The 23,930-nt window shown below is 69.3% G+C and carries 21 protein-coding genes; 10 read left to right on the forward strand and 11 right to left on the reverse strand.

The genetic code is table 11. The annotated features are described in order from the left end of the window. Positions 1-25: 25 nt before the first annotated feature. Together ACLJQ7_RS15515 and ACLJQ7_RS15520 are read left to right on the forward strand one after the other, a co-directional pair. Entirely contained in the window at positions 26-1,447 is a 1,422-nt protein-coding gene (locus ACLJQ7_RS15515; RefSeq protein ID WP_410648906.1) for an amino acid permease, read from the forward strand. Positions 1,448-1,740: 293 nt separating this feature from the next. Continuing rightward, positions 1,741-2,475, forward strand: a complete 735-nt coding sequence (locus ACLJQ7_RS15520; protein WP_410648907.1) for a hypothetical protein — start codon at positions 1,741-1,743, stop codon at positions 2,473-2,475. 55 nt (positions 2,476-2,530) lie between these two features. On the opposite strand, the gene ACLJQ7_RS15525 is transcribed toward ACLJQ7_RS15520, so the two are convergent. Then, positions 2,531-2,869 carry a YybH family protein gene (locus ACLJQ7_RS15525; RefSeq protein WP_410649205.1) on the reverse strand — a complete coding sequence of 113 codons (339 nt, stop codon included), beginning with the start codon at positions 2,867-2,869 and terminating at the stop codon, positions 2,531-2,533. Between the two features lie 77 nt (positions 2,870-2,946). Here ACLJQ7_RS15525 and ACLJQ7_RS15530 point away from each other — a divergent pair, with 77 nt between their 5' ends. Continuing rightward, positions 2,947-3,918, forward strand: coding sequence for a helix-turn-helix transcriptional regulator (locus ACLJQ7_RS15530; protein ID WP_410648908.1), 972 nt, complete (start codon positions 2,947-2,949; stop codon positions 3,916-3,918). A 24-nt stretch (positions 3,919-3,942) separates the two neighbouring features. Then, complete coding sequence (locus ACLJQ7_RS15535; protein ID WP_410648909.1) at positions 3,943-6,330, forward strand: ATP-binding protein; 2,388 nt, start codon at positions 3,943-3,945, stop codon at positions 6,328-6,330. 734 nt (positions 6,331-7,064) lie between these two features. On the opposite strand, the gene ACLJQ7_RS15540 is transcribed toward ACLJQ7_RS15535, so the two are convergent. The 4 genes from ACLJQ7_RS15540 to ACLJQ7_RS15555 all read right to left on the reverse strand — a co-directional run bounded on the left by ACLJQ7_RS15540 (position 7,065) and on the right by ACLJQ7_RS15555 (position 11,360). Further along, entirely contained in the window at positions 7,065-8,318 is a 1,254-nt protein-coding gene (locus ACLJQ7_RS15540; RefSeq protein WP_410648910.1) for a DUF222 domain-containing protein, read from the reverse strand. A 340-nt stretch (positions 8,319-8,658) separates the two neighbouring features. Then, on the reverse strand, positions 8,659-9,108 hold the full coding sequence (locus tag ACLJQ7_RS15545) for a Dabb family protein (protein ID WP_410648911.1): 450 nt from the start codon (positions 9,106-9,108) through the stop codon (positions 8,659-8,661). A gap of 12 nt (positions 9,109-9,120) precedes the next feature. Then, on the reverse strand, positions 9,121-9,969 hold the full coding sequence (locus ACLJQ7_RS15550; protein WP_410648912.1) for an SDR family oxidoreductase: 849 nt from the start codon (positions 9,967-9,969) through the stop codon (positions 9,121-9,123). Positions 9,970-9,995: 26 nt separating this feature from the next. Beyond that, positions 9,996-11,360, reverse strand: a complete 1,365-nt coding sequence (locus tag ACLJQ7_RS15555; RefSeq protein ID WP_410648913.1) for an MFS transporter — start codon at positions 11,358-11,360, stop codon at positions 9,996-9,998. Positions 11,361-11,436: 76 nt separating this feature from the next. Here ACLJQ7_RS15555 and ACLJQ7_RS15560 point away from each other — a divergent pair, with 76 nt between their 5' ends. Next, on the forward strand, positions 11,437-14,133 hold the full coding sequence (locus ACLJQ7_RS15560) for an ATP-binding protein (protein WP_410648914.1): 2,697 nt from the start codon (positions 11,437-11,439) through the stop codon (positions 14,131-14,133). A gap of 48 nt (positions 14,134-14,181) precedes the next feature. Here ACLJQ7_RS15560 and ACLJQ7_RS15565 read toward each other — a convergent pair whose 3' ends face one another. After that, positions 14,182-15,186: an FG-GAP repeat domain-containing protein gene (locus ACLJQ7_RS15565; RefSeq protein ID WP_410648915.1), complete on the reverse strand. Its 1,005-nt coding sequence runs from the start codon at positions 15,184-15,186 to the stop codon at positions 14,182-14,184. 22 nt (positions 15,187-15,208) lie between these two features. On the opposite strand from ACLJQ7_RS15565, the gene ACLJQ7_RS15570 reads away from it, so the two are divergent. From ACLJQ7_RS15570 to ACLJQ7_RS15580, 3 genes are all read left to right on the forward strand, one after another. After that, positions 15,209-15,808, forward strand: coding sequence for a helix-turn-helix domain-containing protein (locus ACLJQ7_RS15570; RefSeq protein WP_410648916.1), 600 nt, complete (start codon positions 15,209-15,211; stop codon positions 15,806-15,808). Positions 15,809-15,842: 34 nt separating this feature from the next. Continuing rightward, positions 15,843-16,772 carry a phosphotransferase gene (locus ACLJQ7_RS15575; RefSeq protein WP_410648917.1) on the forward strand — a complete coding sequence of 310 codons (930 nt, stop codon included), beginning with the start codon at positions 15,843-15,845 and terminating at the stop codon, positions 16,770-16,772. 471 nt (positions 16,773-17,243) lie between these two features. Further along, positions 17,244-17,828 (forward strand): dihydrofolate reductase family protein, encoded by a 585-nt coding sequence (locus ACLJQ7_RS15580; RefSeq protein ID WP_410648918.1) that lies wholly within the window; start codon positions 17,244-17,246, stop codon positions 17,826-17,828. Between the two features lie 185 nt (positions 17,829-18,013). On the opposite strand, the gene ACLJQ7_RS15585 is transcribed toward ACLJQ7_RS15580, so the two are convergent. Continuing rightward, positions 18,014-18,673 carry an anti-sigma factor family protein gene (locus ACLJQ7_RS15585; RefSeq protein WP_410648919.1) on the reverse strand — a complete coding sequence of 220 codons (660 nt, stop codon included), beginning with the start codon at positions 18,671-18,673 and terminating at the stop codon, positions 18,014-18,016. Further along, positions 18,670-19,200: a sigma-70 family RNA polymerase sigma factor gene (locus ACLJQ7_RS15590; RefSeq protein ID WP_410648920.1), complete on the reverse strand. Its 531-nt coding sequence runs from the start codon at positions 19,198-19,200 to the stop codon at positions 18,670-18,672. Before ACLJQ7_RS15590 ends, ACLJQ7_RS15585 begins: the two co-directional genes overlap by 4 nt. Before the next feature lie 145 nt (positions 19,201-19,345). On the opposite strand from ACLJQ7_RS15590, the gene ACLJQ7_RS15595 reads away from it, so the two are divergent. Further along, a complete protein-coding gene (locus tag ACLJQ7_RS15595; protein WP_410648921.1) occupies positions 19,346-20,203 on the forward strand; it encodes a DUF4394 domain-containing protein in 858 nt (285 codons plus the stop codon). A gap of 300 nt (positions 20,204-20,503) precedes the next feature. Then, positions 20,504-20,815: a hypothetical protein gene (locus ACLJQ7_RS15600; protein ID WP_410648922.1), complete on the forward strand. Its 312-nt coding sequence runs from the start codon at positions 20,504-20,506 to the stop codon at positions 20,813-20,815. A 141-nt stretch (positions 20,816-20,956) separates the two neighbouring features. Here the strand turns inward: ACLJQ7_RS15600 and ACLJQ7_RS15605 are convergent, their stop codons facing one another. From ACLJQ7_RS15605 to ACLJQ7_RS15615, 3 genes are all read right to left on the reverse strand, one after another. Beyond that, positions 20,957-21,583 carry a TetR/AcrR family transcriptional regulator C-terminal ligand-binding domain-containing protein gene (locus ACLJQ7_RS15605; RefSeq protein ID WP_410648923.1) on the reverse strand — a complete coding sequence of 209 codons (627 nt, stop codon included), beginning with the start codon at positions 21,581-21,583 and terminating at the stop codon, positions 20,957-20,959. A gap of 101 nt (positions 21,584-21,684) precedes the next feature. Continuing rightward, a complete protein-coding gene (locus tag ACLJQ7_RS15610; protein ID WP_410648924.1) occupies positions 21,685-22,119 on the reverse strand; it encodes a nuclear transport factor 2 family protein in 435 nt (144 codons plus the stop codon). A gap of 49 nt (positions 22,120-22,168) precedes the next feature. Next, positions 22,169-23,284 carry an FAD-dependent monooxygenase gene (locus ACLJQ7_RS15615; RefSeq protein WP_410648925.1) on the reverse strand — a complete coding sequence of 372 codons (1,116 nt, stop codon included), beginning with the start codon at positions 23,282-23,284 and terminating at the stop codon, positions 22,169-22,171. Positions 23,285-23,930: the final 646 nt, after the last annotated feature.

Here is a 23,930-nt window from a genome sequence, read left to right on the forward strand (position 1 = left end):
CGGCACGGCAGATACGGTCCTCGGCATGACTTTGCGAGCCGCGACGATGCGGCGGAAACCGGTCGCCGATCTGATCGCCGACAGTGATCACGGCACGCTGAAGCGGTCCCTCGGCCTCGGGCAGCTGACCATGCTCAGCATCGGCGCGACGCTGGGCAGCGGGATCTTCGTCGTGCTCGGCGAAGCGGTTCCCGTGGCGGGCCCCGCCGTCGTGCTGTCGTTCGTGCTCGCCGGCATCACCGCGCTGTTCTCCGCGCTCTCCTACGCCGAACTCGCCGGAATGATCCCGGTGTCCGGTTCGTCCTACTCCTACGCCTACGCCACGCTGGGTGAGCTGGTCGCCTGGGTCTGCGGCTGGTGCCTGGTGCTCGAGTACGGCGTCTCGGTGGCGTCGGTGGCCGTCGGCTGGGGGCAGTACCTCAACGAACTGCTGCGGCTGGCGTTCGGTTTCGCCATCCCCGACGCGTTCAGCCAGCCACCGGGCTCGGGCGGGATCGTCAACGTCCCGGCCATCGTGGTCGTGCTGCTCGCCATGTTCCTGTTGCTGTCCGGCGCGAAGGAGAGCGCGCGGGCCAACGCGATCATGGTCGTGGTCAAGGTCGGCACGCTGGTGCTATTCTGCGCGATCGCGTTCTCGGCGGTGCGGGCGGCGAACTTCACCCCGTTCCTGCCGCTCGGCCTTGCCGGGCTGAGCGCCGGTGCCGCGAAGCTCTTCTTCTCCTACATCGGTTTCGACGCGGCCTCGACCGCGGGCGAGGAGGCGAAGAACCCGCAGCGTGACCTGCCGAGGGCGATCCTGCTCTCGCTCGCGATCGTCACCGTGCTGTACTGCCTCGTCGCCGTCGCCGCGGTCGGCGCCCTGCCGTGGCAGGACTTCGACGGCCAGGAGGCCGCGCTGTCGCACGTGCTCGGCGCCGTGTCCGCCAATCCGCTGTGGGCCGGGCTGCTCGCCGTCGGCGCGATCGTGGCGATCTCCAGTGTCGTGCTGACCGTCCTCTACGGACAGACGCGCATCCTGTTCTCGATGTCCCGCGACGGCTTGGTCCCGGCCTCGCTGTCCAAAGTGGACTCAAAGACCGGCACGCCGAGGATCAACACCCTGGTGGTCTCCGGTTTCGTCGCGACGCTGGCCGCGTTCATCCCGCTCGGGAAACTGGCGGACGCCACCAGCATCGGCACGCTGTTCGCCTTCGGGCTGGTGAACGTCGCCGTCCTGCTGCTGCGCAAGCGGCAACCGGAGGCGCCTCGCTCGTTCCGGGTGCCGTTCTCCCCGGTCACGCCGATCCTCGGGGTGCTGTGCTGCGGCTACATGATGCTCAGCCTCGACGGCGCGACCTGGATCGTCTTCGCCGGCTGGATGGCGCTCGGCCTGCTCATCTACTTCGGTTACAGCATGCGCCGATCCCGGCTGGCCGCGGATTCGCCCGTTCGCCGCCATAATTCCTAGCCTGTACAGCCGCAGTCCGGGCCCGATCATTGAATGACGGTGATCGGTAGGGGACACTTCCGTCCGACCCACGGAAAACCCTACCGTGAACCGAGGTCCTTATGCGCCGATATGGCATTACCGTGCTGACCGCGTGCCTCGCCCTGTCCCTCACCCCATTCCCCGTCTCCGCCCAAGAGACGGCGACCGCCCGCGCTCCCTTCTGCTACGAAGAACCCGTACAACCGAAAGCCGATGTAAGTGACATAAAAGCCGGTTTTCAGTCCACGAAGTGGTTGCAGACGATCCAAGCCGTGTACAAGCGGCGCTGGCCGAGTGGCGAAGGCCTCGCGATCGCCCAGGCCAAGGACAAGTACTTCAGCCAGTTCGTCAACAAGACCAGTTTCAACGCGCTCGCCGAGTCACTGATGGTGGCGATCCACGAAGAGACCCACATGTGGGATCTGGATCCGTCGAGAACATCATGGGACGTGTACGTCTCCGCGTGGATCGACGCTTCCCGCAAGGCGATGAAGGTCCCGATCCACGGCGGATTCCCGCGCCGTGAGATCCTGCCGCTGATCACCGACGATCTCACGCGTTCGATGGACGACATCTACCTGCGGGACCAGCAGCAGGGGTCGTACCGGATGCAAGGGGTCATCGCCGAACTCAACGCCGGGCTCATGGGATTGCCCGCGGCGACCGTCGTCGCGGAGTACATCCAGGGCGTCGGCGCGAGCAATTCCCGCGACATCGCGGCCACGAACATGCGCTACCTTCAGCTCTATCTTCGGGTCGCCAAGACGAAACATCCCGATTACTGGGCCAAGATCAAGGCCCAGCCCGAATTGCGCGACTTCGTGCTCATCGAATTCCTCCGGACCGCCTACTGGCTGGATCAATCCGCGCCCCACGCCGCGAAACTCGGCAGTGCGGACGTGGCCAAGATCGTCGCCAAGAACTACGCCCCGGAGAACGTCGCGATCATCGAGGAGTTCACCGGAGCCAAGGTGAACACGGGTTCGGCCCGGAACTGCACGCTCTGACACCGCACGGCTCGCCGGTGGACGGACACGGGTCCGCCACCGGCGAGCCGTCCCGTCACGGCACGAACACCGGCTGGTCCAGCACCCAGAGCCAGGTTCCGTCCGGCTGACGGCGGGCGACCTCGATGGTCGCCTCACCGGTGGTGAGCGTGGACGCCGTGAGCGCCAGGCCGCCGCCCACCAGCGCCGGATGTTGCCTGCCCGGCAGGAGTTCCGGCGCGGCCGCGACGAACTCCTCGTACACCTTGCGGATCTCCGCGTGCCCGGTCGCGATGGTGCCCGGCGGGAACGCCAGTACGGCGTCCGGTTCGTACAACGCCACCAGCCCGTCGACATCGCCCGCGTTGCCTCGTTCGATGAACAGCTTGCCCAGATCGTTCGGCTCGGTGGCCACAGTCCTGCTTGTCATGGGGATGAGCCTCGCAGCGAATCACGACAACCTGTGTCGTGTATTCCGCTAGAGTTCCGGCCATGCGCGCCGACCGGTTGGTCTCACTGGTGTTGCTGTTGCGGCACCGCGGCCGCCTGTCCGCGACCACGCTCGCGCGCGAACTGGAGGTCTCCACCCGCACCGTGTTGCGCGACGTCGAGGCGTTGTCGGCGGCGGGTGTCCCGGTGTACGCCGAACGCGGCAGGCACGGCGGTTTCGGGCTGCTGCCCGGGTTCCGGACCGAACTCACCGGGCTGAACCACGACGAGGCGCTCGCGTTGCTGATCGCCGGATCACGGCGCGGCGCGCAGGCTTTCGGGCTCGGCTCGGCGCTCGCGTCGGCCATGCTCAAGGTGGTCGACGCGCTGCCGGAAGGCCAGCGGGACACCGCGGCGGGCGCGGCCCGGCGTCTGCTCATCGACCCGGAGACCGATCTGCTCTCGCGCCGCGTGGCCGCCGAAGAGGTGCCGGACGCGGTCGTCTCCGAGGTCCGGCGCGCGGTGTTCGCGGGACACAAGCTGCGCATCCACTACGCGGCCGAGGGCGGGGCACCGCGGTGGCGCACGGTGGATCCGATCGGCCTGGTCACCGTCCGGGATCGCGGCTACCTGCTGGCCACGAGGTCCGGTGAGGACCGCACCTACCGGCTGTCCCGGGTCCGGGCCGCCGAGGAGCTCCCCGAACCGGCGCAACGCCCGGACCGGGTGGACCTGGACCGGACCTGGCAGGAACGCAGCACGCGGTTCCGGACCGGCGGGGACCAGGTCGCCGTGTCGGTGCTGGTGACTCCGGCGCGGCGGGACGAACTGGCAGGTACCGCCCTGGCCGTGCTCACGGAAGAAGCCGCCGAGGACGGCCGTCTGCGCATGGAGGTGGCCTTCCAGGACGTGCGCCACGCCGAATGGGCGTTGTGGCAACTCGCCACGGACGCGGAGGCCCTCGACCCGCCTTGGCTACGCGCTTCCCTGCGGGGCCGGGCCGAGGCGATCACCGCCCGCTATGGCGGCGGGTGAGGGTTGGGGCGGGATAATCCGGCCATGACGAACGCCGCCCTGGGCGGGGCAGCCACGACGTTCAAGGCGCTGCTGAAGGGTTACCGCGTCCGAGCCGGTCTCACGCAGGAGGAACTCGCCGAGGGGTCCGGAGTGAGCGTCCGCGCCATCAGCGACATGGAGCGCGGGATCGCCAAGAGCCCGCAACGCCGGACGATCGAAGCGCTCGCCGCGCCGTTGTCCCTGACCGACGAAGAGCTGACCGGCCTGCAGAAGGTCGCGCGGCAGGGCCGCACCCCCGCACCCGCACCGGCCGGGATCAACGGTGCGCACCTGATCGGCATCCTGCCGGCGGACGTCGACGACCTCACCGGTCGCGAAAGCGACCTCGACGCGTTGTGTGGCCTTTCCGCGGATCTGGGCGGCGGTCGCCGCAGGTCCGGGCGGGTCGCGATCCTGAGCGGGCCTCCCGGGACCGGCAAGACCACCCTCGCGGTCCGCGTGGCGCACAACCTCGCCGGGGAGTTCCCCGACGGCAGGCTTTTCCTGAAGCTGCGCGGAATGTCCGCCGAGCAGGCGAATCCGGCGGACGTGCTGCATCTGATCCTGCGCTCGCTGGGCGTCGACGCCGTCCGCATCCCGGCGGATCAGGAGGACCGGGTGAGCCTGTGCCGCTCCCTTTTGCAAGACCGTGCCGCCCTGATCGTCCTGGACGACGCGGCCGACGAAGCGCAGGTCCGCCCGCTGCTGGTCGGCGGGCCGCGGTGTCTCACCTTGGTCACCAGCCGTCAGATGCTGGTGGGGCTGGAAGGCGCGAGCAGGCACGCCCTCGACGTGTTCGGCGAGGACGACGCGGTCGCCCTGCTGTCGACGATCATCGGCGCCGACAGGGTCGCGCGGGAACCGCGGGAGGCGCTCGAACTGGTCGAACTGTGCGGGCGGCTGCCGCTGGCCCTGCGGATCGCGGGCAACCGGCTGGCGAGCCGCCCGACCTGGCCGCTGTCGCGTCTGCTGGATCAGCTCCGGGACCGCGGCAGGCGGCTGACCACGCTCACCGCCGGCGATCTCGACGTGCGCAGCGTGTTCGAACTGTCGTACCGCCAGCTCAGCCCGAACGCCGCCGCCGTGTTCCGGCGGCTGTCGCTCGTCCCGGCGGCGGATTTCTCCGTGGGGGCCGCGATGACGCTCATCGAAGCGGCCGACGAGGACGACGCCGCCGTCTTCCTGGAGGAACTGACCGACGCGAGTCTGCTGCAGACGTCCCAGGAGAACGGCCGGTACCAGTTCCACGACCTCCTACGGGTCTTCGCGACCGAACGGCTGGCCCGCGAGGAGACGCCTGAGGTCGTCGAAGCGGCGGAAACCCGGCTGGCCGATTGGCTGGTGCGTACCGCGACGGCGGCGGGCCGCTACTTCCACCCGACCGACGGTGTCAGCCCCCTCCCTGCCGCGACGCCGTCGTTCGGCGACCACTCCGGAGCGGGCAGGTGGCTCGAGGTCGAACTGAAGAACTGGCACGCCGCGGTCAAGAGCGTCGCCGCGCGCGGTGACCACCGGCCGGTGCTCGACCTGGCCGAGTCCATGCATTGGTATTCGGAGATCGGCGGGACCGCGAGCACCTGGTACGACGTGTTCGAGCTCGCCGTGACCGCCGCCATCGCGCTCGGCAGCGACCGGGAGGAGGCGGTCCACCGGAACTATCTGTCCTGGGTGCAGGCCTCGCTGTGCGATCAGGCGGACGAGGCCGTCCGGATGGCCCAGCTGGCCTGGGACGCCGCGGTGAAAGCGGGCGACCGGCGCGAACAGGGCTGGGCACGGGTGTACTTGACGAGCGCCCATGGCCGCGAAACATCGCCCGAGCTCTTCGACGAGGCGGTACGCCTGTTCGAAGACGCGGACTATCCGCTCGGAGTCCACGTGGCACGGACCATGCGGGCCTCGTACTGGTACCGGGAGGGCCGGTTCGGCGAGGCGGCCGAAGAGTTCGACGCCTGCGTCCGCTACTTCGCGCCGGAAGACGGCGGCTCGCGCACTCCGGTGGACGACACCAACTACGCGTACGTGTTGTTGCGTTCGGCCCGGAACCTGGCCGCGCTCGACTCGGCCGATCGGGCACTCACCCAGTGCGAGACGGCACTCGCCCTCTTCCGTCGTCACGGCGCGGCCATGGGCCAGGCCCGCGCGCTCCAGGAGACCGGACGGTTCATGCGACGCCAGGGCGACCACGCGAACGCGCGCCGCCGTCTGTCCGAAGCCGGGGAACTCTACGAACGCATCGGGCTGACCCAGGCCCAGATCGACACGCTCCACGAACGGGCGGCACTGTCCGAGGAGATGGGCGACCCGGCGGCGGCCCACACGGACCGGGAACGCGCGGCGGGTCTCCGTGACCGGCTCGGTCGTTCCGAAGCGGCCTACGGCTCCGGTTCCTAGGCGGTGGCGCGCCGGCTCGGGATGGGACACCGGCCGATCGCCGCGAGGCCGGTATCCTCGATGGCCTCGGCGTGCGCGGGTCGCCAGGGGTGGTTCGGGTTCGAAGCCCGGTGGTCTGCCGGCGTGAATTCAAGGTGGTACGACACCCCGGTTCAGGAAGGCTTACCGGCAGAACGGGCGGTTCGGGCGCGAGCGCATCGTGGTGGTAGTGAAGGGCTCCTTCACTACCTCGGGGGCCCGGCGAAGTGGAAGAGTTCGTCACAGCGACCTTCACGACTGTCCACAAGGGACACTTTGGAGTAGTCGTGCCCGATCTGGGCGTTTTATGAAGGGGTCGTGAGTGACAAGGAGGGCTTCACGGAGCGGGCATGCCGAGGGGCTGCTCGGTGATCAGACGTGGTGAGTGTTTTGCGGCAGGGTTGCCGGAGCGGATCTCAGCATTGGGGCGGGTGAACTCCGGCAACCCATCGGCCGCCATGCGGCCTTCACACCTTGCCGAGCGCGTGAAGGCCCCCTTTCCTCGGCTGAGCCGAGGAAAGGGGGCCTTCACGTACGTCGAACGCGGCAAGATCGCGGTGTTGTCCGCCAACCATCCCGCCGGGGTCATCGTGCTGCAGGAAGAATCGACGGTAGTGAAGGGCTCCTTGCCTACTCTCAGGGTAGGGAAGGAGCCCTTCACGGAGCGGGCATGCCGAGGGGCCCGTCGCCGGTGTGACCGACGGGCTCCTCGGGGCTCAGACGTGATGCAGGGTGTTACGGCGGGGTTGTCGGAGCGGATCCCGGTATTGGGGCGGAATGAACTCCGGTAACCCATCGGCCGCCATCCGGACTTCCCAATCACCATGATGAATCAATCGATGGTGGAAACCGCACAGCAGCACCAGATTCCGAAGATCCGTCGGGCCACCGTCTGCCCAGTGGTGAATGTGGTGGGCGTGGCAGTTCTTGGGTTTCCGATGACACCCGGGGAAGGCGCAGCCACCGTCACGAATGTTGAGCGCACGGCGTTGGCCTGGTGTGACGAAGCGCCGCAGCCGCCCCACATCGAGCGGTTCCCCAGCGGCGCTCATCACGACCGGCAGCATCAGGCAGTCGCAGGCGGCGAGGCGGGCTTCGCGGGCGGTCATCGTTCCGACGAAGTCCAGGCAGGCGGTGCCGAGGCCGGTTTTGAGTTCGTCGAGTCCGATGGTGACATGCACCAAGGTGCGATACCCGCTGGTGCCGGGTTGGTCGGGGCAGGCGATCGCGAGGTCGAGGATGTCGACCCACGCATCTCCCATGCGCTCACACTTCATCCGCAGATCCGCTTGGCCGAACTCGTCCACCGGCCGCGGCTGGGCATACGCCTCCAGAGCAGCGGCGGTGCGGGCACCGGTCTCGTCATCGAGCAGACCGGTCAGTTTCCAGAACCCGTCCTTACGCCGCTCCAGCGTGATCTCCCGACGCGGCTCCTTCGGCTCCGGATCCTTCGGCTCGTTCCCGTCCGGATCCAGCAACCCGAGCAGATTCGCTTCAGCCTTCCCCAGCTGCCGAGGACCAGCCTCGCGGGCGAGAGTCGCGAGGATCTTCTCGGCATTGACGCGGTCCTCAGTTGAGGTGTCGACCGGGAGCTTCTTCAAGAACTCCAGAATCTGATCGATCCGCTCATCCCCGACCAAACCTTCAGCGGCGACAGCCGCGGTCGCGGGCGCGACAGGCGGAACTTCGGTTCCGTCCAACGCGTGGGTCGGGTTCAACGCGAGCGCGCGGTTCACCACAGGCTGAGCCTCACCACGCGACAGTCCCGCCACATCCGCGAACCAAGCAGCCGTCGACCCATACCCGTACAAGCCTTTGACGCCCCGAGACTCGACCTCCGCCAGATACTGCCCCAACCCGGCGGTAGCCATCCGAATCACCCGCAAAGACTGCTGCACACCATGCGCAAGCTCCAGCTTGCCAGCGCGCCACAGATCTTGCGGCAACTCGGGAAGGAAGGTCTCGGACACCCCTCCATAATACCCCAAAACAATCGAACACGTGTTCGTAATTTTAAGCAACCAGCCAATTCGAACGCACAACACCGACGGGTGAATCAGTCGCCGACCTGAATCACCTTGAGCGACGTGCCAAGACCCCTCGCAATTAGCCGACTAACTGCGGGCTCAAGCAACCGCATAATGACAGCAGGCGTACGGGCTAGCGACCAGCCGGACCGAACACGCAACACCGATGGATGGATCGCCTCGAGAGGGACGCCCCGAAACTCCTCGCAATTAGTCGACTAAATGCGAGGGCTCAAGCCACCCCGAAGCCCGAGCCGACGACTACCCTGAAGCAATTAGTCGACTAATCGCGGCGAGGATCGCCGGACGGGATGGTAGGCGGCCCATGCCTGCCCGGTGCGGCACTGCCGCTGTACTCGTTGAGATCGGCGACCAGCCCGGCCACGTCGGGCACGTTCTCGAACCGGCGCCGGTGCACGTCGGCGATCTTCGCACCGATCTCCGGATCCGGGTCATTGGTGATGTCGTAAGACACGAACGCGTCGACGAGCGGAAGTCCGGCCCGGTCCATTTCGAGATGCGCCGGGTGATTCATGTACTCCTCGTAAGCCTCGATGTCTTCGAGCACGGTGACGGCGCCGTAGTCGAATTCGCCCCCGAAGTCAGGGCCGACGACCCGAGCTTTGATCGCGGGAATAGCGTGGATGTGCTCTCCCATCCGCGCCAATCCCGCGGTCTTTTCCTCTTCGGAGATGCCTGCCTTGAGCGTGAACCGGATGCAGTGGTAGATCATCGGGGTTCCCTTTCACACAGAACGGAAATCGGCGGCGTGGTCGCGGGTGAAGTCGGTGACGTCGCGCGCGGGATTTCCGGTCAGGTCGGCGACGGCGGTGTGCACTTCGGCGGCTTCACCCCTGGCGTAGTGCGCGTAGTCCTCGAGGAGGCCGTCGATCTGCCACGGCGGGAGCAAACCGCTCAGCGCCGCGGCGAACTGCTCGGCGGAGGTGTCGTGGAAGGTGACGTTCCGCCCCGTGGCGGCCGAGAGCGCCTCGGCGATCTGGCCGTGGGTCACGGCACGCGGTCCGGTCAGCGTGTAGGTCCGGCCGCTGTGCCCCGTGCCGGTGAGCACGGCCGCGGCGGCGTCCGCGATGTCCCTGGTGTCTATGGCGCTGACGGCGGCGTCGCCGATGGGTGCGGCGAAGAACCCCTGTGCGATGGTGCCGGCGAAGGCGCGCAACGCCTGCAAGTAGAGGTTGGGACGCAGCACGGTGTACTCGATCCCGAGCGATCGGACGTGCGCCTCGACTTCGGCGTGCCAGCGCAGGAACCGCACCGGCGAGTCGGCGCGCGCCGCGTACTGCGAGAGCAGCACGAGCCGGTGCACACCGGCGTCCTTGGCGAGGTCGGCGAACCGGATCTGGAGCGAGGCGGCGTCGGGCGCGGAAGGGCTGTTGAGGAAGGCCACGTCGACGCCTTTCAGCGCCGCGCCGACCGCTTCCGGGTCACGCAGGTCGGCGACGACGGTCTCGGCGCCGGGAACGGAACGGGCGGGGTCCCGGGTCGTCGCGCGGACGGCGACCCCACGGGCTCGCAGGGCGGGAATCAGGGCGGATCCGATGGTTCCGGTCGCGCCGGTCACCAGGATTGTGTCCATTGTGGATTGTCCTTTCTCGACAGAGATCAACGGCGGGCGGAGAAGAGCGATACCGCGAGGGCGATGACGACGAGCGCGGCTTCGCCGAGGAAAGCGGTCGTGAACGAGATGTCCCCGTGTGTTCCCGCGGCGCCGATGGCGATTCCGGCGAGCGCGGCCAGCCCGACCGCGCCGCCCAGTTGCTGCGCGGCGTTCACCAGGCCGCTGAGCAGGCCCGCTTCACCGTCCGCGCTGTCGCGGACCGCCATCGCGGTGGCGTTCACGGCGCCCAGCCCGAGCCCGGCGCCGATCAGCAGGAACGCGCCCAGCAGGCTGACGGAGAAGCCGCTGGTCGTCGGATCGAAGGCCAGCCAAAGGAATCCCGCCAGCAGTACGGCGAGGGCGGACGGCAGGGCGCGGGCGGGGCCGATCCGTTTCGCCAGCATCGGCGCGAGCACACTGCCCACGATGATCATGACGGCGAGCGGGAGCTGGGCCATGCCGGTCGCCAGCGGGCTCATCCCGAGTACGTCCTGCTGGTATTGAGGCAGGAAGAAGAACAGGCTGGTCAGGGTTCCGCCGATCAGCACCATCACCAGGTTCGCGGTGACCACCGGCTTCCGGCGGAACACGCCCAGCGGGACCAGGGGACGCGAGGAGCGCCGCTCGACGAACACGAACGCCGTCAGGGAGACCAGTCCCGTCACGAGACCGGCGATCGTGCCGGGCGCGGTCCAGCCGGCGTCGGAAGCCGAGACCATGCCCAGCGCGAGCCCGGAGATCCCGAGGGTGATCGTGACGGCGCCCAGCGCGTCGAACCGGCCAGGCCTGCCGGGCACCGGCGGCACGGCACGCCACACGACGATCGCCCCGACGGCGCCGAACGGCACCGGGGCCACGAACACCGACTGCCAGCCGAGCAGTTCGGTCAGCGTTCCGCCGAGGAAGACGCCGACGAGACTGCCCGCTCCCGCGACCGCGCCCCAGATCCCCATCGCCCGGGTGCGTTCCGCGGGCGACGAGTAGAGGCCGAGTACGAGCGAGAGCGCGGCCGGCATCAGGATCGCCGCCCCGATCCCCTGCCCGATCCGCCCGGCGATCAGCAGTTCGCCGCTGGTGACCAGCGCGCAGAAGGCCGACGCCGCGAGGTAGACGGCCATTCCGGTGAGGAACACCCTCCTGGCCCCGAGCACATCGGCGAGACGGCCGCCGAGCAGCAGCAGCCCCGCGAACGTCACCAGATAGCTGTCCACGACCACCGTCAGTTCGGCGGCGCTGAGCGCCAGGCCCTGCCGGATCGTGGATCCGGCCAGGTTCACCATCGCGGCGTCGAGGATGACCAGGAACATGGCGCTCGCGAGGCCGAGCATCGCCACCCCGCGTGGGATCCGTTTCGTCGCTCGTACTGTCATGCCGCAACGATCCCGCGGGCGTCCGTCCGCTCGCGTCGGTGACAATCACCTAGCTCGCCTCGCTAGGGTTCAGGCCATGCCCACGACGTCCCCCCGTTCGCTCGTCGGCAGACGAGCCGAGATCGATCGCCTCCTCGCCCTGGTCCACGCGGCGGGCCGGGGCGAGGGCGGGGTGCTCGTCCTCCGTGGCGAGCCGGGTATCGGCAAGAGCGCGCTGCTGGAGCACGTCGAACGAGTGACGGCGGAGGAGTTCCAGCTCATCCGCGCGTCGGGGTCGGAGTTCGAGGGTGAACTGCCGTTCGCGGCACTGCATCAGCTGTGCGTCCCGGCGCTGGCGCACCTCGACACGCTGTCGGCGCCTTACCGCGAATCCCTCCTCGTCGCCTTCGGGCTGGCCGACGGCGCGCCGGACCCGTTCCGGGTGGGTCTCGCCGCGCTCGAACTCCTGTCGACCGCCGCGGGGACGCGTCCGATGCTGTGCGTCGTCGACGACGCGCACTGGCTGGACACCGCGTCGGCGCGGGCGTTGACGTTCCTGGCGAGGCGGATCGCGGCCGAACCGATCGCGATGGTGTTCGCCGCGCGTGACCAGGACCCGGTTCGCGGGCTGGACGACCTGCCGGGACTGACGGTCGGTGGCTTGAGCGATACGCACGCGCGTGCCCTGCTGGCCGGGGAGAAGACCGTGACGCTGGACGAGCGCGTGCGCGATCGCCTGCTCGCCGAGGCGCGCGGCAACCCGCTCGCGCTCATCGAGCTGCCGAAGGCGGGCGGTTTCGCACCGCCGGAGCCGTCGCCGATCGCGAGCCGGATCGAACGGAGTTTCCGCGCCAGGATGGCGGAGCTGCCCGTGGACGCGCGGCGGCTGCTGACTCTCGCGAGCGCCGATCCCACCGGCGATCCCGGCCTGCTGTGGGCGGCCGCGCGGCGGCTGGACATCGACGTGCCCGCCGCGAGCGCCGCGGCCGAGGCCTCCGGGCTGATCCGATTCGACACGCGGGCGCGCTTCTGCCATCCGCTGGCGCGCTCCGCCGCGTACCGCGCGGCCGAACCGGAGCAGCGCCACACGGCCCATCGGGCCTTGGCCGAGGTCACCGACCCCGAAACCGCCGGAGACCGCCGGGCCTGGCACCGGGCCCAGGCCACCTCCGGGCCGGACGAAGAGGTGGCGGTGGAGCTGGAGTTGTCGGCGTCGCGCGCGCAGGCACGCGGAGGTGTGGCGGCCGCCGCCGCTTTCCTCGAACGCGCGGCGGCGCTTTCCCTCGATCCTGACAAGCAGACCGAGCGCACACTCGCGGCCGCGCGGACCACGCTGGAGGCGGGCGCCACGGACGCGGCGGCGGAGCTGCTGGCCAGCGTCGACACCGAGACCTTGGGCGTCCGCCAGCACGCCTCGGTCGATCTGCTGCGCGGGCGGATCGCCTTCGTCCAAGGCGCGGAAGGGGCCGTCCGCGGGCCGGAACTCATCCTGCGGGCGGCGGAGCGGCTCGCCGCCGTCGATCCGGCGCGGTCACGCGAATCCTTCATCACGGCACTGGAAATGGGGCTCGTGGTCGGCCGGGCCGCGGGAGTGCTGGACCGGGTTCTCGACGCGGCCCGCTCGGCGCCGCCGTCGTCAGGACCGCCGGATCTCCTCAACGCGTTGATGCGGTTGACCACCGAAGGTCACCATGCCGGTGTGCCGGCGCTCCGCCGGGTTCTCACCGGCGACGACGCGGGCTGGACCAGGACACCGGCCTTGGCCACCGTGCTCGCGGGCGAACTGTGGGACATCGGCCTGCACGCGACGATCGTCGACTGGCTGGTGCGGACCGGACGGGACACGGGATCGCCGATGACCATCCGGCTCGGCCTGTCCCAGGTGGCGCTGCACGCGGTGCTCACCGGTAACTTCGGGCGGGCGATGGCCGCGATCGCGGAAGAGGAGGCGATCGCGGACGCCGTCGGCGATCCGCCGCAGCTGTACCCGCGCGTGCACTTGGCGGCGATGCGCGGCCGCCGCCGGGAAGTACTCGACCTGTTCGCCGAAGCGACGACTCGCGGCAACGGGCAGCTGACCGCGAACGCCCACTGGGCGACGGCCGTGCTGTACAACGGACTCGCCGAATACCCGGCCGCGCTGGACGCGGCGACCCGGGCCGTGGCGAGCGGCGACCTTTTCCTCACCGGCATCGCGCTGCCCGAACTCGTGGAAGCCGCGGTGCGGTGCGGGAAGGATTCCGTCGCCCGGTCGGCGCTGGATTCCTTGACCGACCGCACGGAACCCGCCGGAACCGCTTTCGCCCTCGGCATCGCGGCGAGCGCGCGGGCCATGGTCAGTGACGCGGAATCCGACCACCTGGAAGCACTCCGGTACCTGGTGGACGGCCCGCTCGCGGTGCACCTCGCGCGGGCGCGGCTGCGGTACGGCGAGTGGCTGCGCCGCGCGGGACGCCGCCGCGAGGCGCGCGAACACCTGCGCGCCGCGCACGAACAGCTGTCGGAGATCGGGCTGGAAGCGTTCACCCGGCGGGCCGCCGACGAGCTGCGCGCGACCGGGGAGATCGCGCGCGGCCGCTCCGGGCGTTCCTACGACCACCTGACCATGCAGGAGACGCATATCGCGCGCCAGGTCGCGGCGGGCGCGACCTCGAAGGAAGTCGCCACCCGCCTGTTCCTCAGCCCCCGCACGGTGGACGCGCATCTCCGCAACATCTTCCGCAAGCTCGACATCACTTCGCGCAGGCAATTGAGGGACATGCCCGACCTCCGCGACACGAGAGTCGGTTCTTGACGGATACTCCGCCTTCCACGAGCGGAAGACGGAGTATCCGTTCACGGCTCAGACCGGGATGTCGCCCGGTGTCCCCCACTGGGTGGTGAACAGGCCAAGGCCGTACCAGGTGCCGTTCGACGGCCGCCACACCACGAAGTCCGCCCGCGGATCGCCGCCGAAATCGCCCGCCATGGGCACGTCACCGGCGACGCCCCATTGCTGGGTCGCGATACCGAGCACGTACCAGACACCGTTACCCGGTCGCCAAACGGCGAAATCCGAGCGGCCATCCGCATTGAAATCACCGGCCACCGGAATATCGCCCGCGACGCCCCATTGCTGGGTCGCGATTCCCCGCACGTACCAGACGCCGTCGCTCGGCCGCCAAACCGTGAAGTCGGCGCGCCCGTCGGCGTTGAAATCGCCGGCGACCGGAACGTCGCCGGCCACACCCCATTGCACCGTGGCGATACCGAGCACGTACCAGGTGCCATTACTCGGTCGCCACACCGCGAAATCGGAGCGGCCGTCACCATTGAAATCGCCGGTCAGCGGAACGTCGCCGGACACGCCCCACTGCTGGGTCACCACCGCGCCGGTGCTGCTCTGGATGATGTACCAAATACCGTTGCTCGGCCGCCACACGGCGAAGTCGGCCCGATGGTCGCCGTCGTAGTCCGCGGCCACCGGCACGTCGCCGGAGACACCCCATTGCTGGGTCACGACACTGCCGTTGCTGCTGCGGATCACGTACCAGACACCGTTACCGGGACGCCAAACCGCCTTGTCGGCGAACCCGTCGCCGTCGAAATCCGCGGCGGGCTTCTGAGACGATGGCGAGGCGGCGACACCGATATCGTCCGCACCCGCGGCCGGTGGCATTACGAGCAGACCCGCAAGCAGACCCGCCAATGCCATCCCCAGCCGAATGGATCTTCGCATTTTGCCGGAACCTCTTTCCGTTCGGTGGACGTACTCTTCCCAGTCCGCGCTTTTTGACCGAAGATACGGACCGGGGTGCTTCCAGCCTGACACCGGCGGCATGGCCTTGTCAGCAAGGATTCCGCCCAACGGACCGCGCGAGGGGATTTAAGTGGAGACCAGGAGAAGACCCAGAAGCGTCCTCGAAGGCGCCTTCACCCTATTGGATGCCTTGGTACGACATCAAGGTGAAGCGGGATTGACCCAGCTGGCCAATTCCTGTTCGTTACCGAAATCGACGGCATACCGATTACTCGAGCAATTGACCGCACTGGAGGTTGTCCAGCGCAGCGAAAACCGCTATCGCGTCGGCGCGCAGGCATTCCGGCTCGGCCAATCGTGGCAGCCCTATCCGCGGCTGCTGGAACTCGCGCGCGGCGAACTCCGGCGCCTGGCCGCGGCCACCCGGGCCAGTTCGGTGCTCGCCGTCCCCTGCGACGGCCGTATCCTGATCGCCGCCGCCAGCCTCACCCGGCCGGAGGACGGCGTCCTTCTCCGGCCCGGATCGACCGTGCCCCAGCGCACCGGCCGCTTCTGCCCCACCTGGCAAGCGGAACACGAACGCGTCGCCGTCGAAGCGTCCGTCCGGCTGCCGACGGGCCGGACGGTCGGCTCGATCGCGATCGTGCTCGCGCCGCCGCAGTCGCCCGTCACGATGTCCGACACCGTCGCCCGCGCCGCGCGCACCCTCGGCGCGGCGCTGGCGAACTGAGCGACGTGTGCGGTCTCGCGCTACGGTCCCCTACGTGACCGGGGCCGAACTGGAGGAGACGCCGGACTGGCTGCCGGCCTGGTGTGCGGAACATCTGGGAGCCGAGCCGGTCGCCGTGCTGTTCGAGGCACGGTCGATATCGGCGGTGTTCGGGCTGCGGTTGGCCACCGGGCGCGACGTCGTGGTGAAGGCGCGGGAGGACGACGGCCGCGCCGCGTCGTGTGTCGCCGCGCAGGCCCGGTTGGCCGACCGGGGTTTTCCGTGCGCCCGGCCGCTCACGCCCGCGACGGGGGTGGGGACGCTGGCCGTGCACGCCGAGGAATCCAGGCCCGGCGGTGAACTGCTGCGTGGCGACTCCCCGGACGTCGCCGTGCGCTACGCGGCGGTGTTCGCCCGGCTGATGACCGGGCTGGCCGACGTGACCATCCCTCCGCCGCTACCGAATCCCCGCTGGATACGGTGGGACCACACGGATCCCGGATTGTGGCCGTCCATCGAGGACCTCGATCACCGGGATCAGGACGCCGTGCCCGCGTACGTCGTCGAGACGGCCCAACGGATCCGCGAACGTCTGCGCGCCGCCGACCTGCCCCGCGTGCTCGGCCACGCCGACTTCGAAGCGCAGAACCTCCGCTGGCACGACGGCCGCATCTGGGCGGTGCACGACTGGGACAGCCTGGCGTGGCAACCGGAAGCGGCGCTGGCGGGAGCGGCGAGCGCGGTCTTTCCCAAGACCGGGCCCGCTTTGCTGCCGCCGATCGAAAGCTCCGAGGCGTTCTTGGCGGCCTATCAGGACATCCGGGGCCGCCGGTTCACCGCCGAGGAGCAGGAGGTCGCGTGGGCGGCGAGCCTCTGGCCGGCGGCGCACGACGTCCGCTGGGAAGCGCTGCACGGCGCTCCCCCGGGTTCACCGGACACCGTCCGCGCGCAGGTGGCCGAACGCCTCCGCCGGGCGAACACCTGACCGTCGTCGCCGTCTTGCCGTCCGGCAGGGCCAGGTACGCCAGCGCGGACGCGGCCAGCACGACGGCGACGGCGGGGCACCGCGCCACGCCCCACGGCCGCCGCCGGACGACCAGCACCACTTCGACGGCCAGCACCGCGGTCAGCGCGGCCAGCGCGGCGAACTGGGCGGCGGGCAGGTCGTGGGATTCGAGGCCCCGCACCAGATTGCTCGAGCCGAGGACATCCACGGTCAGGATCGCGACGAGCAGGTGCCCGAAACCGGTCAGCAACCGCCCGGCTTCCCTCGCCACCCGTTACCTCGCCAACCGTCGAACCCGGCAAACCTCGCGCGGTGACCATACCGGCCGCCGACGCCGGGTCGTGCCGATTCCGGGCGTTCGGGCCATGCCTCCTCCCTGCTCCCCACCGATGAGGTTTTCGCGCCGCGACCGTCTGTACGTGTGGGATCAACTCACAGGAGACTGACGCCATGCGGAAACTGACCTTCGGCATGAATGTGACCCTGGACGGCTACATCGCCGCGCCGGGCGACGACCTCGGCTGGAGCGGGGGTGAGGGGCCGGACTCGTCACCGGGCGACGAGCTGTTCCGGTGGTGGTCCGACCGGGTGGCGGCGACCGGCCTGGCGCTGTACGGGCGCAAGCTGTGGGAGACGATGAGTTCCCACTGGCCGACCGCCGACCAGCGGCCCGGCGCCACCCCGGCGGAGATCGAGTACGCCCGCCGCTGGCGGGACATGCCGAAGGTGGTGTTCTCCTCGACGGCCGGCACGGTCGGCTGGAACACCCGCCTGGTCACCGGCGACGCGGTCACCGAGATCACCCGGCTCAAGGCCGAGGACGGTGATCCGATGGACATCGGCGGCGCGACACTCGCCGGGGCGGCCATGCGGGCCGGGCTGATCGACGAGTACGTGCTGGTCACCGTGCCGGTCCTGGTGGGCGGCGGCACACCGTTCTTCACCGCGCTGGACAGCTGGGTGAACCTGACCCTGGTGGAGACCCGCACGTTTCCCGGCGGCGTGCTGCTGACCCGATACGAGACGAGGCGCTAGGGGTCACAGCGTCGGCGGCAGGTCCAGCCATGGTTTGCCGGCGGCGTCGAACCGCGCCGATCGCCGGACCGGGCCGCGGCCATGAACGCGGCCTCGCCGGGCCCAGCGGTCCAGCGTCGGTCATGGCCGTCGATCCCTCCACGAAGCCCGGTTCCGCCGACGAACCGACAGCGGCCGCCGGGACGTCAGAAGTCGGAGGCGAGCACCACCTGCCCCTGGGAGTCGAGCACCCGGAACCCGTCCGCGCCGGCACGCAGCACGGAACTGTTGAGGTTGCAGCGCATCTCCACCGTGCCCGTCCCGATGAACTCGCCCGCGTCCGCCTGGGATCCGGTCTCGTCGACGACCACGACGCGATAGCGCTTGTCCGCGTCGAAGCCCGTGCCGGTCAGTTTGATCTCGACCCCCCAGGTGTGGGGCACCAGGCCGGCGGAGGCGTGGATCGCCGGCACCGAGGTGGTCACCTGCACGGCTTCGAACGGACCCGGCGCGGGGGTGCCCGGGTGGATGAGCCAGCCTGCCCCGAAACCGCAGACCAACGCGAACACCGCGGCCGCCGCCCAGCGCGGCGGCCGACGGCGGCGATGGCGCCGCTCCGCGGCGATCCGGCGCACGACCGCGTCGCCGAGACCGGGTGGGACGGTCACCTGCTCCTGATCACTGATATGTCCGGCTTCGGCCAGGCTCAGCGCGTGCACGACCGGGCTCAGGCTCCGCAGCTCCGACCGGCATTCCGCGCAGCCGGACAGATGCGCGTCGAGCTTGAGCCGTTCGTGCTCGCCGAGCTGGTCGAGCGCGTAGGCGCCCAAGGTTTCCCGCAGGACGCGATGATCGTCGGGTTTCACAGCTCGACCCCCATTTCCTCCATCGCGACGCGCAGTGCCCGCAACCCGTAGAAGAGCCTGGTCCGCAGTGTGCCGATCGGGATGCCCAGCTCCGCGGCGACCTCCGCGTACGGTCTGCCCCGCAGGTGCGTCTCGACCAGGCAAACCCGATGATCCGGGGAGATCCGGCGCAGCGCCTCCTCCACCAGCCAGGCGTTGATCCGCCGTTCGTCAAACCCCGCCTCCGCGGGTTCTTCGGCCAGCCCGAACCGGTTCGCCGGGCGCACCGACCGGCGGCGCATCTCGTCGACGATCACGTTCCGCGCGATGGCGAACAACCACACCCGCAGGCTCGCCACCTCGGGGTCGAACCTTTCCGCCGCTCGCCACGCGCGCAAGAACACCTCCTGCACGACGTCCTGGGCCGCGCCGTCGTCGTTCAGCTGCCGCATCGCGAACCGGTACAGCTCCGGTCCGTGCGCGTTGTACACCGCGCGGAGCGCCTGCTCCCCGGTCAGACCGAGGCCGCCACCTGCCGATCCACCCATCCCGCGTCCCTCCTGCCCGACTGTGTTCGGAGCAGAAGCGGCGGAAGTTCACCGGATCGCGGATTTTCTCCGGAACAGGTGAACGCCGGGAGCGCCGCGGCCGTATGCACCGGCCGTAGATCCCTTCTCGACGACAGGAGCTGACATGCGCAGAACCACCCGCGCGCTGGTGACCGGAGGCGTGACGCTGGCCCTCATGGCGAGCGGCACCGCCGCCTTCGCGTCGCCGACCGGGAAGCACGATCGCTGTGAAGTCCTGATCTTGAGCGAAAACGGAAAGCTGAGCAGACACGATTGCGCGCGGCCCTTGCTGCCCACGTGGTCCAAGCGGGTCAGCGGCCTGGCCAAGGGCGACCGGCTGATCGGCCTCGACACCCGCCCCGCCACCGGCGCCCTCTATGCGCTCTCCGGTTCCGGACAGCTGTACCGGATCGACGCCAAGACAGCCGAGGCCACCCCGGTCGGTTCGAGGATCGCCTTGGGCGGCAAGGCGATCGGCTTCGACTTCAACCCGGTCGTCGACCGGATCAGGGTCGTGACCGACAACGGCGTCAACCTTCGGCTGCATCCCGACACCGGCGCGATCGCCGCCACCGACACACCGTTGAGCTACCCGGACGCGGCGAAGACCCCGCGCGTGGCCGCTTCCGGCTACACCAACAGCGTCGCCGGAGCGACGTCGACCGCGCTGTACGGGCTCGACTCCCACCAGGACACCCTCGTCAAACAGGGCAGTCTTCCCGGCGAGACCCCGGTGGTCTCCCCCAACACCGGCACGCTCACCACGATCGGCGGACTCGGCCTGGACATCGGCTCCGTCAACGGCTTCGACATCGCCGGAACGGCGAAATCCGGCGGGTACGACCCCGCCGACTACAAGGCCGTCGCGGCCGTTCGAGTCCACGGTGTGCCGTTCCTGGCCCGGATCGACCTCGCGTCCGGACGCGCGCACACGTTGTCGCTGCTGCTGACCCGCCCGGTAGGGATCGCACTGAGGAGTTGAGCCCATCCAGTGACATGACCAAGCCGGCCGGGCAGCGAGCACGAAAACAGCAAGCCAGCGACGGCCCGCTTGGTCATCGCCGCTCGACTCCGATCGGGTGAGGCCTGTTTTGTCATGCCATTCCCAAGACATTCGAAACTGAACGGTTCGACAGTGCGGGCAATTTCCTTTCCTTGACACGAGATGATCAGTGCCTGCTACGCTTCGGCACGTAATGTCAATCGAGCGGCTTCGCGTAGCGCCACCGATGGACATGGAGGCTCGCTTTTCGGCGAAGTCGTTTTCTGGGGAAGGAAACAGATGAAAATTCGTAACTCGCTGCTGACCCTGGCCGTTCTCGTCGGCGGCGCGATGACGGTGCTGCCCGGCGTGGCCGGCGCCACCGTCACCGCAGATTGCACCTACAACACCAGTGCCAGCGGGGTGAACTTCCACGTCAAGTGCTCCCGCCTGCCCGCGGGATACGGGGAGTACCGTGCGGTCGCGCAGTGCGGCAACGGCACCACCACCTATGGGATCTGGACGACGGTGCCGAAGAGTGTGTACATCGGTTCCGTGGCCGACTGCACGAACCGGGGCAATGTGGCAAAGGGCGGAATTCAGCTCCGCTAGCCCGGAATCCGAGGGGTGGTGAAGGCGGTTCGACCGCCTTCACCACCCGCAAGTATTCAACGCGCTAAAGCGATAATGGCGCGGCGGTCTTGCCGGAAATATGCAGGAGTTCGCCGATCGGAGCCAGGGGCCCGGACGGCGTCAGGCTTCTTCGATGTCGAGCTTGCCCGGGGCGGCGGCGCGCACGCCGGCGAGCACGATCGCGCTCACCTGGTGCGCGTCGGCTCGGGTGAACGTGCGGGAACCGCGGCTGACGAACAGCTGGACGGGCCCGGTGAGGATCGCGCCGAGAAGGGACAGGTCCACGGCGGGCAGCTCGCCGCGTTCGACCGCGGTTCGCAGGCGGGCTCGCAGGGTCGCCTGCCGCTGGTCGAAGACCTCGTCGACGATGGCGCGTAAATCGGGGTCCTCCCGCGCCGAGGCCACCACGGTCAGCAGCGCCCGGCCCTGCGGGCTCGCGGTGGCGGCGGCGAGGACTTCGAGGAAGTCGACGAGGTCGGCGTCGATGTCGCCGGTGTCGTGCAAGGGTGCGGCGTCGGCGCCGAAGGTGGCGAGCGCGTCGGCGACCAGCGTGGTGCGGTCGGGCCAGTTGCGGTAGACGCTGGTCTTGTTGACCTCGGCGAGTTCGGCGACCTGGTCGTAGCGCAGGCCGCCGGTCCCGTCGCGGGCGATCAGCTCGGCGGCGGCCTCGAGAATCCGGCGCCGCACCCGGGCGGTGCGCCCGCCCGGGCGGCGGGCCGGTTCTGGCGTGGGGCCGTCGTCGGTCACGGACGGCAGCCCGAAGCGGTTGCGCCGCGCGTCTCGACGGCTTTCCGGATGGCGATGACCATGAGGTCGGCCTGGCTCCTCACTTTGTCGTCTCGAGCGGGCTACTCGGTCAGCGCGTCGGCCAGCTCCTGGGTCCGGCCCAGCATCCGCGCCATCGCGATCGAGTCGATGTAGTCGTCGTAGCTTACGATCCGGCCGTCCCGCACCCGGACCACGGCCAGCGCCCGGAACTCGTACGGCGCTTTGGTCGCATGTGACCAACCATGGTGGCTGAACTCGGCCATCACCACTTCCGGGTCGTCGGTCTGGTGCACCACCACCTCCACGTCGGCCATGTCGAGCAGCCCTTTGCTCGACTCGCCCGCCCGGTAGTACTCCCGGATCGCCTCGCGTCCGCGCAATTCGGCGGGTTTTCCGGGCGGGGCAAAGGGATACCGGACCACCCCGTCGGTCGCGAACAGGCTGGAGAACTCGGGCCCGTCACCGGCGATCATCCGGCGGACCTCTTCGATCATTTCGCGGGGACTGCGTCGCATGACCACTCCTTCGTATTACGGCGAATCACCGGTGAGGAAGCCACGTCGGCTACCGCGGCCAGGCCAAGCGCAGCCGGGTGTCACGCGCTTCGATGGCTTCCCAGGTGGCGGGAACCATGAGGTCGGCCCCGCCGCGCGCGAACTCCTGGGCCGCCGCGGCGTACGGGCGTTGGCGTTGTTCGTAGGCGCTGAAGGCCGCCGCGAGGTCGTCGCCGTGGCGATCGAGCTCTTCGGCGAGCGTCCACGCCCCGAGCAGGGCCAGCGAAGTGCCGCGCCCGGCCATCGGGGTCGCGCAGTGCGCGGCGTCCCCGATCAGCACGACCCGGCCCCGGTGCCAGGCAGGCAGGTGGATCAGGGCGATCGCGTCGAAGTAGAGCTCGGGGTCGTCCTGGGCGGCCTTGAGCAGCTCGGGGACCTTCCAGTCCTCGATGCCGGCGAAGGCCTCGGCCAGGATGCGCTTCTGCGCGCCCAAGTCGCGGTGGTCGTAGTCGATCGGCCCGGACCGGAACTCGAAGATTCCCAGCGCCTTGTCACGGTAGCGGGCCACGCCGGCGAAGCGCCCCGGCAGGTTGAGGATCTCCGTCGTGCGATGGCCGGGCGTCGCCTGGCCGGGCGCGTCCCCGATCGCGACGTACACCCCGAGGTGCTCGGTGAACTCCTTCTCCGGGCCGAACACCATCCGGCGCACCGCGGAGTGCACTCCGTCGGCGCCGACGACGAGTTCGTAGGCACCCTCACGGCCGGAGGCGAAGGTGACCGCGACCCGTTTCCCGTCGTCGGCCAGCGTCACGATGGACTCCTCGAAGCGCAGGTCCACCTGCTCGGGCAGGACCTGCCGCAGGATGGTCATCAGATCTTCGCGAGGGAGCTCGATGTCCTCGGGGGAATCGTTGATCTCCTGCCCTGCCAAAGGGGCGACGGCCGCGCCGGACCGGTCGACGAACCTGGTCTGCTCGGTCATCGGGATCCGGTGTTCGCGTACCGCGTCCAGGATGCCCATGTCGCGCGCGGTCTCGAGCGCGTCGCCGCGAACGTCGATGGGTGAGCCGTTGACGCGCAGATGGGCCGCCCGCTCCACGATCTCCACCGTGTGCCCGGCCCGCGCGAGGTTGGTGCCCGCGCACAGCCCAGCCGCTCCCGCGCCACTGATCAGGATCTTCATCATGTCTCCCCTCGGGTCGCCCCCCACTATAGCAACAAAATGTTGCTTTAGCGTTGGGCCGCGACAGAATATGGACGGGCAGCCGAGGCAGGTCACTTGGGTGGGGACCGTCGTCGACTTCTTGATCATCCTCGGCCGCCGCGGTTCGAGGAACGCACGCGAACTGCTTGGCCGCCCGACTTCCGCTGACCCCAACGCGGCTGAAGCTCGTCGCTTCCCGCTGCGGTCAGGCCGGCCCGAACGCGAAGGAATGCCCACCCTCACAACAGATTCCTGACCACCGAGGCCGACCGGTCGAAGATCACGGCCAAGTTCGGAGAAAGATCCCGCGTAGCGGTCCGCCCGCGGTGTGGTGGTGAACTCGTCCACCGGCTACGGAAACCGTGGGCTCCTGGTTTCCGCACAATCGCCACCGCAGCCGTCGGCGCGACCGGGCATGGGAAACGAGTGAGCCGGACAGACTCCTAACCGCGGGCCAGGCGCCATACGGCGGATCCGGAGGCGGCCGCGCCGAGAACGCTGTCGTCTTCGCTTCCCCTGTTCCCGGATGGAAACCTCGAGAAACACACTGTCGGAAAGCCATCATCCCGAACAGCCCAACGACCACCGCCCGAAAGAACTTTGCGTCACCTTCTTTCACTATTCCAGG

The sequence above is a fragment of the Amycolatopsis sp. cmx-4-54 genome (assembly GCF_046548895.1).
In the GTDB taxonomy this organism is placed as follows: Bacteria; Actinomycetota; Actinomycetes; order Mycobacteriales; family Pseudonocardiaceae; genus Amycolatopsis.

Excerpts from the sequence above, each read along its gene's own strand:
- ACLJQ7_RS15515 (WP_410648906.1), top strand. The coding sequence starts at position 26 with ATGACTTTGCGAGCCGCGACGATGCGGCGGAAACCGGTCGCCGATCTG.
- ACLJQ7_RS15530 (WP_410648908.1), top strand. The coding sequence starts at position 2,947 with ATGCGCGCCGACCGGTTGGTCTCACTGGTGTTGCTGTTGCGGCACCGC.
- ACLJQ7_RS15535 (WP_410648909.1), top strand. The coding sequence starts at position 3,943 with ATGACGAACGCCGCCCTGGGCGGGGCAGCCACGACGTTCAAGGCGCTG.
- ACLJQ7_RS15545 (WP_410648911.1), bottom strand. The coding sequence starts at position 9,108 with ATGATCTACCACTGCATCCGGTTCACGCTCAAGGCAGGCATCTCCGAA.
- ACLJQ7_RS15550 (WP_410648912.1), bottom strand. The coding sequence starts at position 9,969 with ATGGACACAATCCTGGTGACCGGCGCGACCGGAACCATCGGATCCGCC.
- ACLJQ7_RS15555 (WP_410648913.1), bottom strand. The coding sequence starts at position 11,360 with ATGACAGTACGAGCGACGAAACGGATCCCACGCGGGGTGGCGATGCTC.
- ACLJQ7_RS15560 (WP_410648914.1), top strand. The coding sequence starts at position 11,437 with ATGCCCACGACGTCCCCCCGTTCGCTCGTCGGCAGACGAGCCGAGATC.
- ACLJQ7_RS15580 (WP_410648918.1), top strand. The coding sequence starts at position 17,244 with ATGCGGAAACTGACCTTCGGCATGAATGTGACCCTGGACGGCTACATC.
- ACLJQ7_RS15590 (WP_410648920.1), bottom strand. The coding sequence starts at position 19,200 with ATGGGTGGATCGGCAGGTGGCGGCCTCGGTCTGACCGGGGAGCAGGCG.
- ACLJQ7_RS15595 (WP_410648921.1), top strand. The coding sequence starts at position 19,346 with ATGCGCAGAACCACCCGCGCGCTGGTGACCGGAGGCGTGACGCTGGCC.
- ACLJQ7_RS15600 (WP_410648922.1), top strand. The coding sequence starts at position 20,504 with ATGAAAATTCGTAACTCGCTGCTGACCCTGGCCGTTCTCGTCGGCGGC.
- ACLJQ7_RS15610 (WP_410648924.1), bottom strand. The coding sequence starts at position 22,119 with ATGCGACGCAGTCCCCGCGAAATGATCGAAGAGGTCCGCCGGATGATC.
- ACLJQ7_RS15615 (WP_410648925.1), bottom strand. The coding sequence starts at position 23,284 with ATGATGAAGATCCTGATCAGTGGCGCGGGAGCGGCTGGGCTGTGCGCG.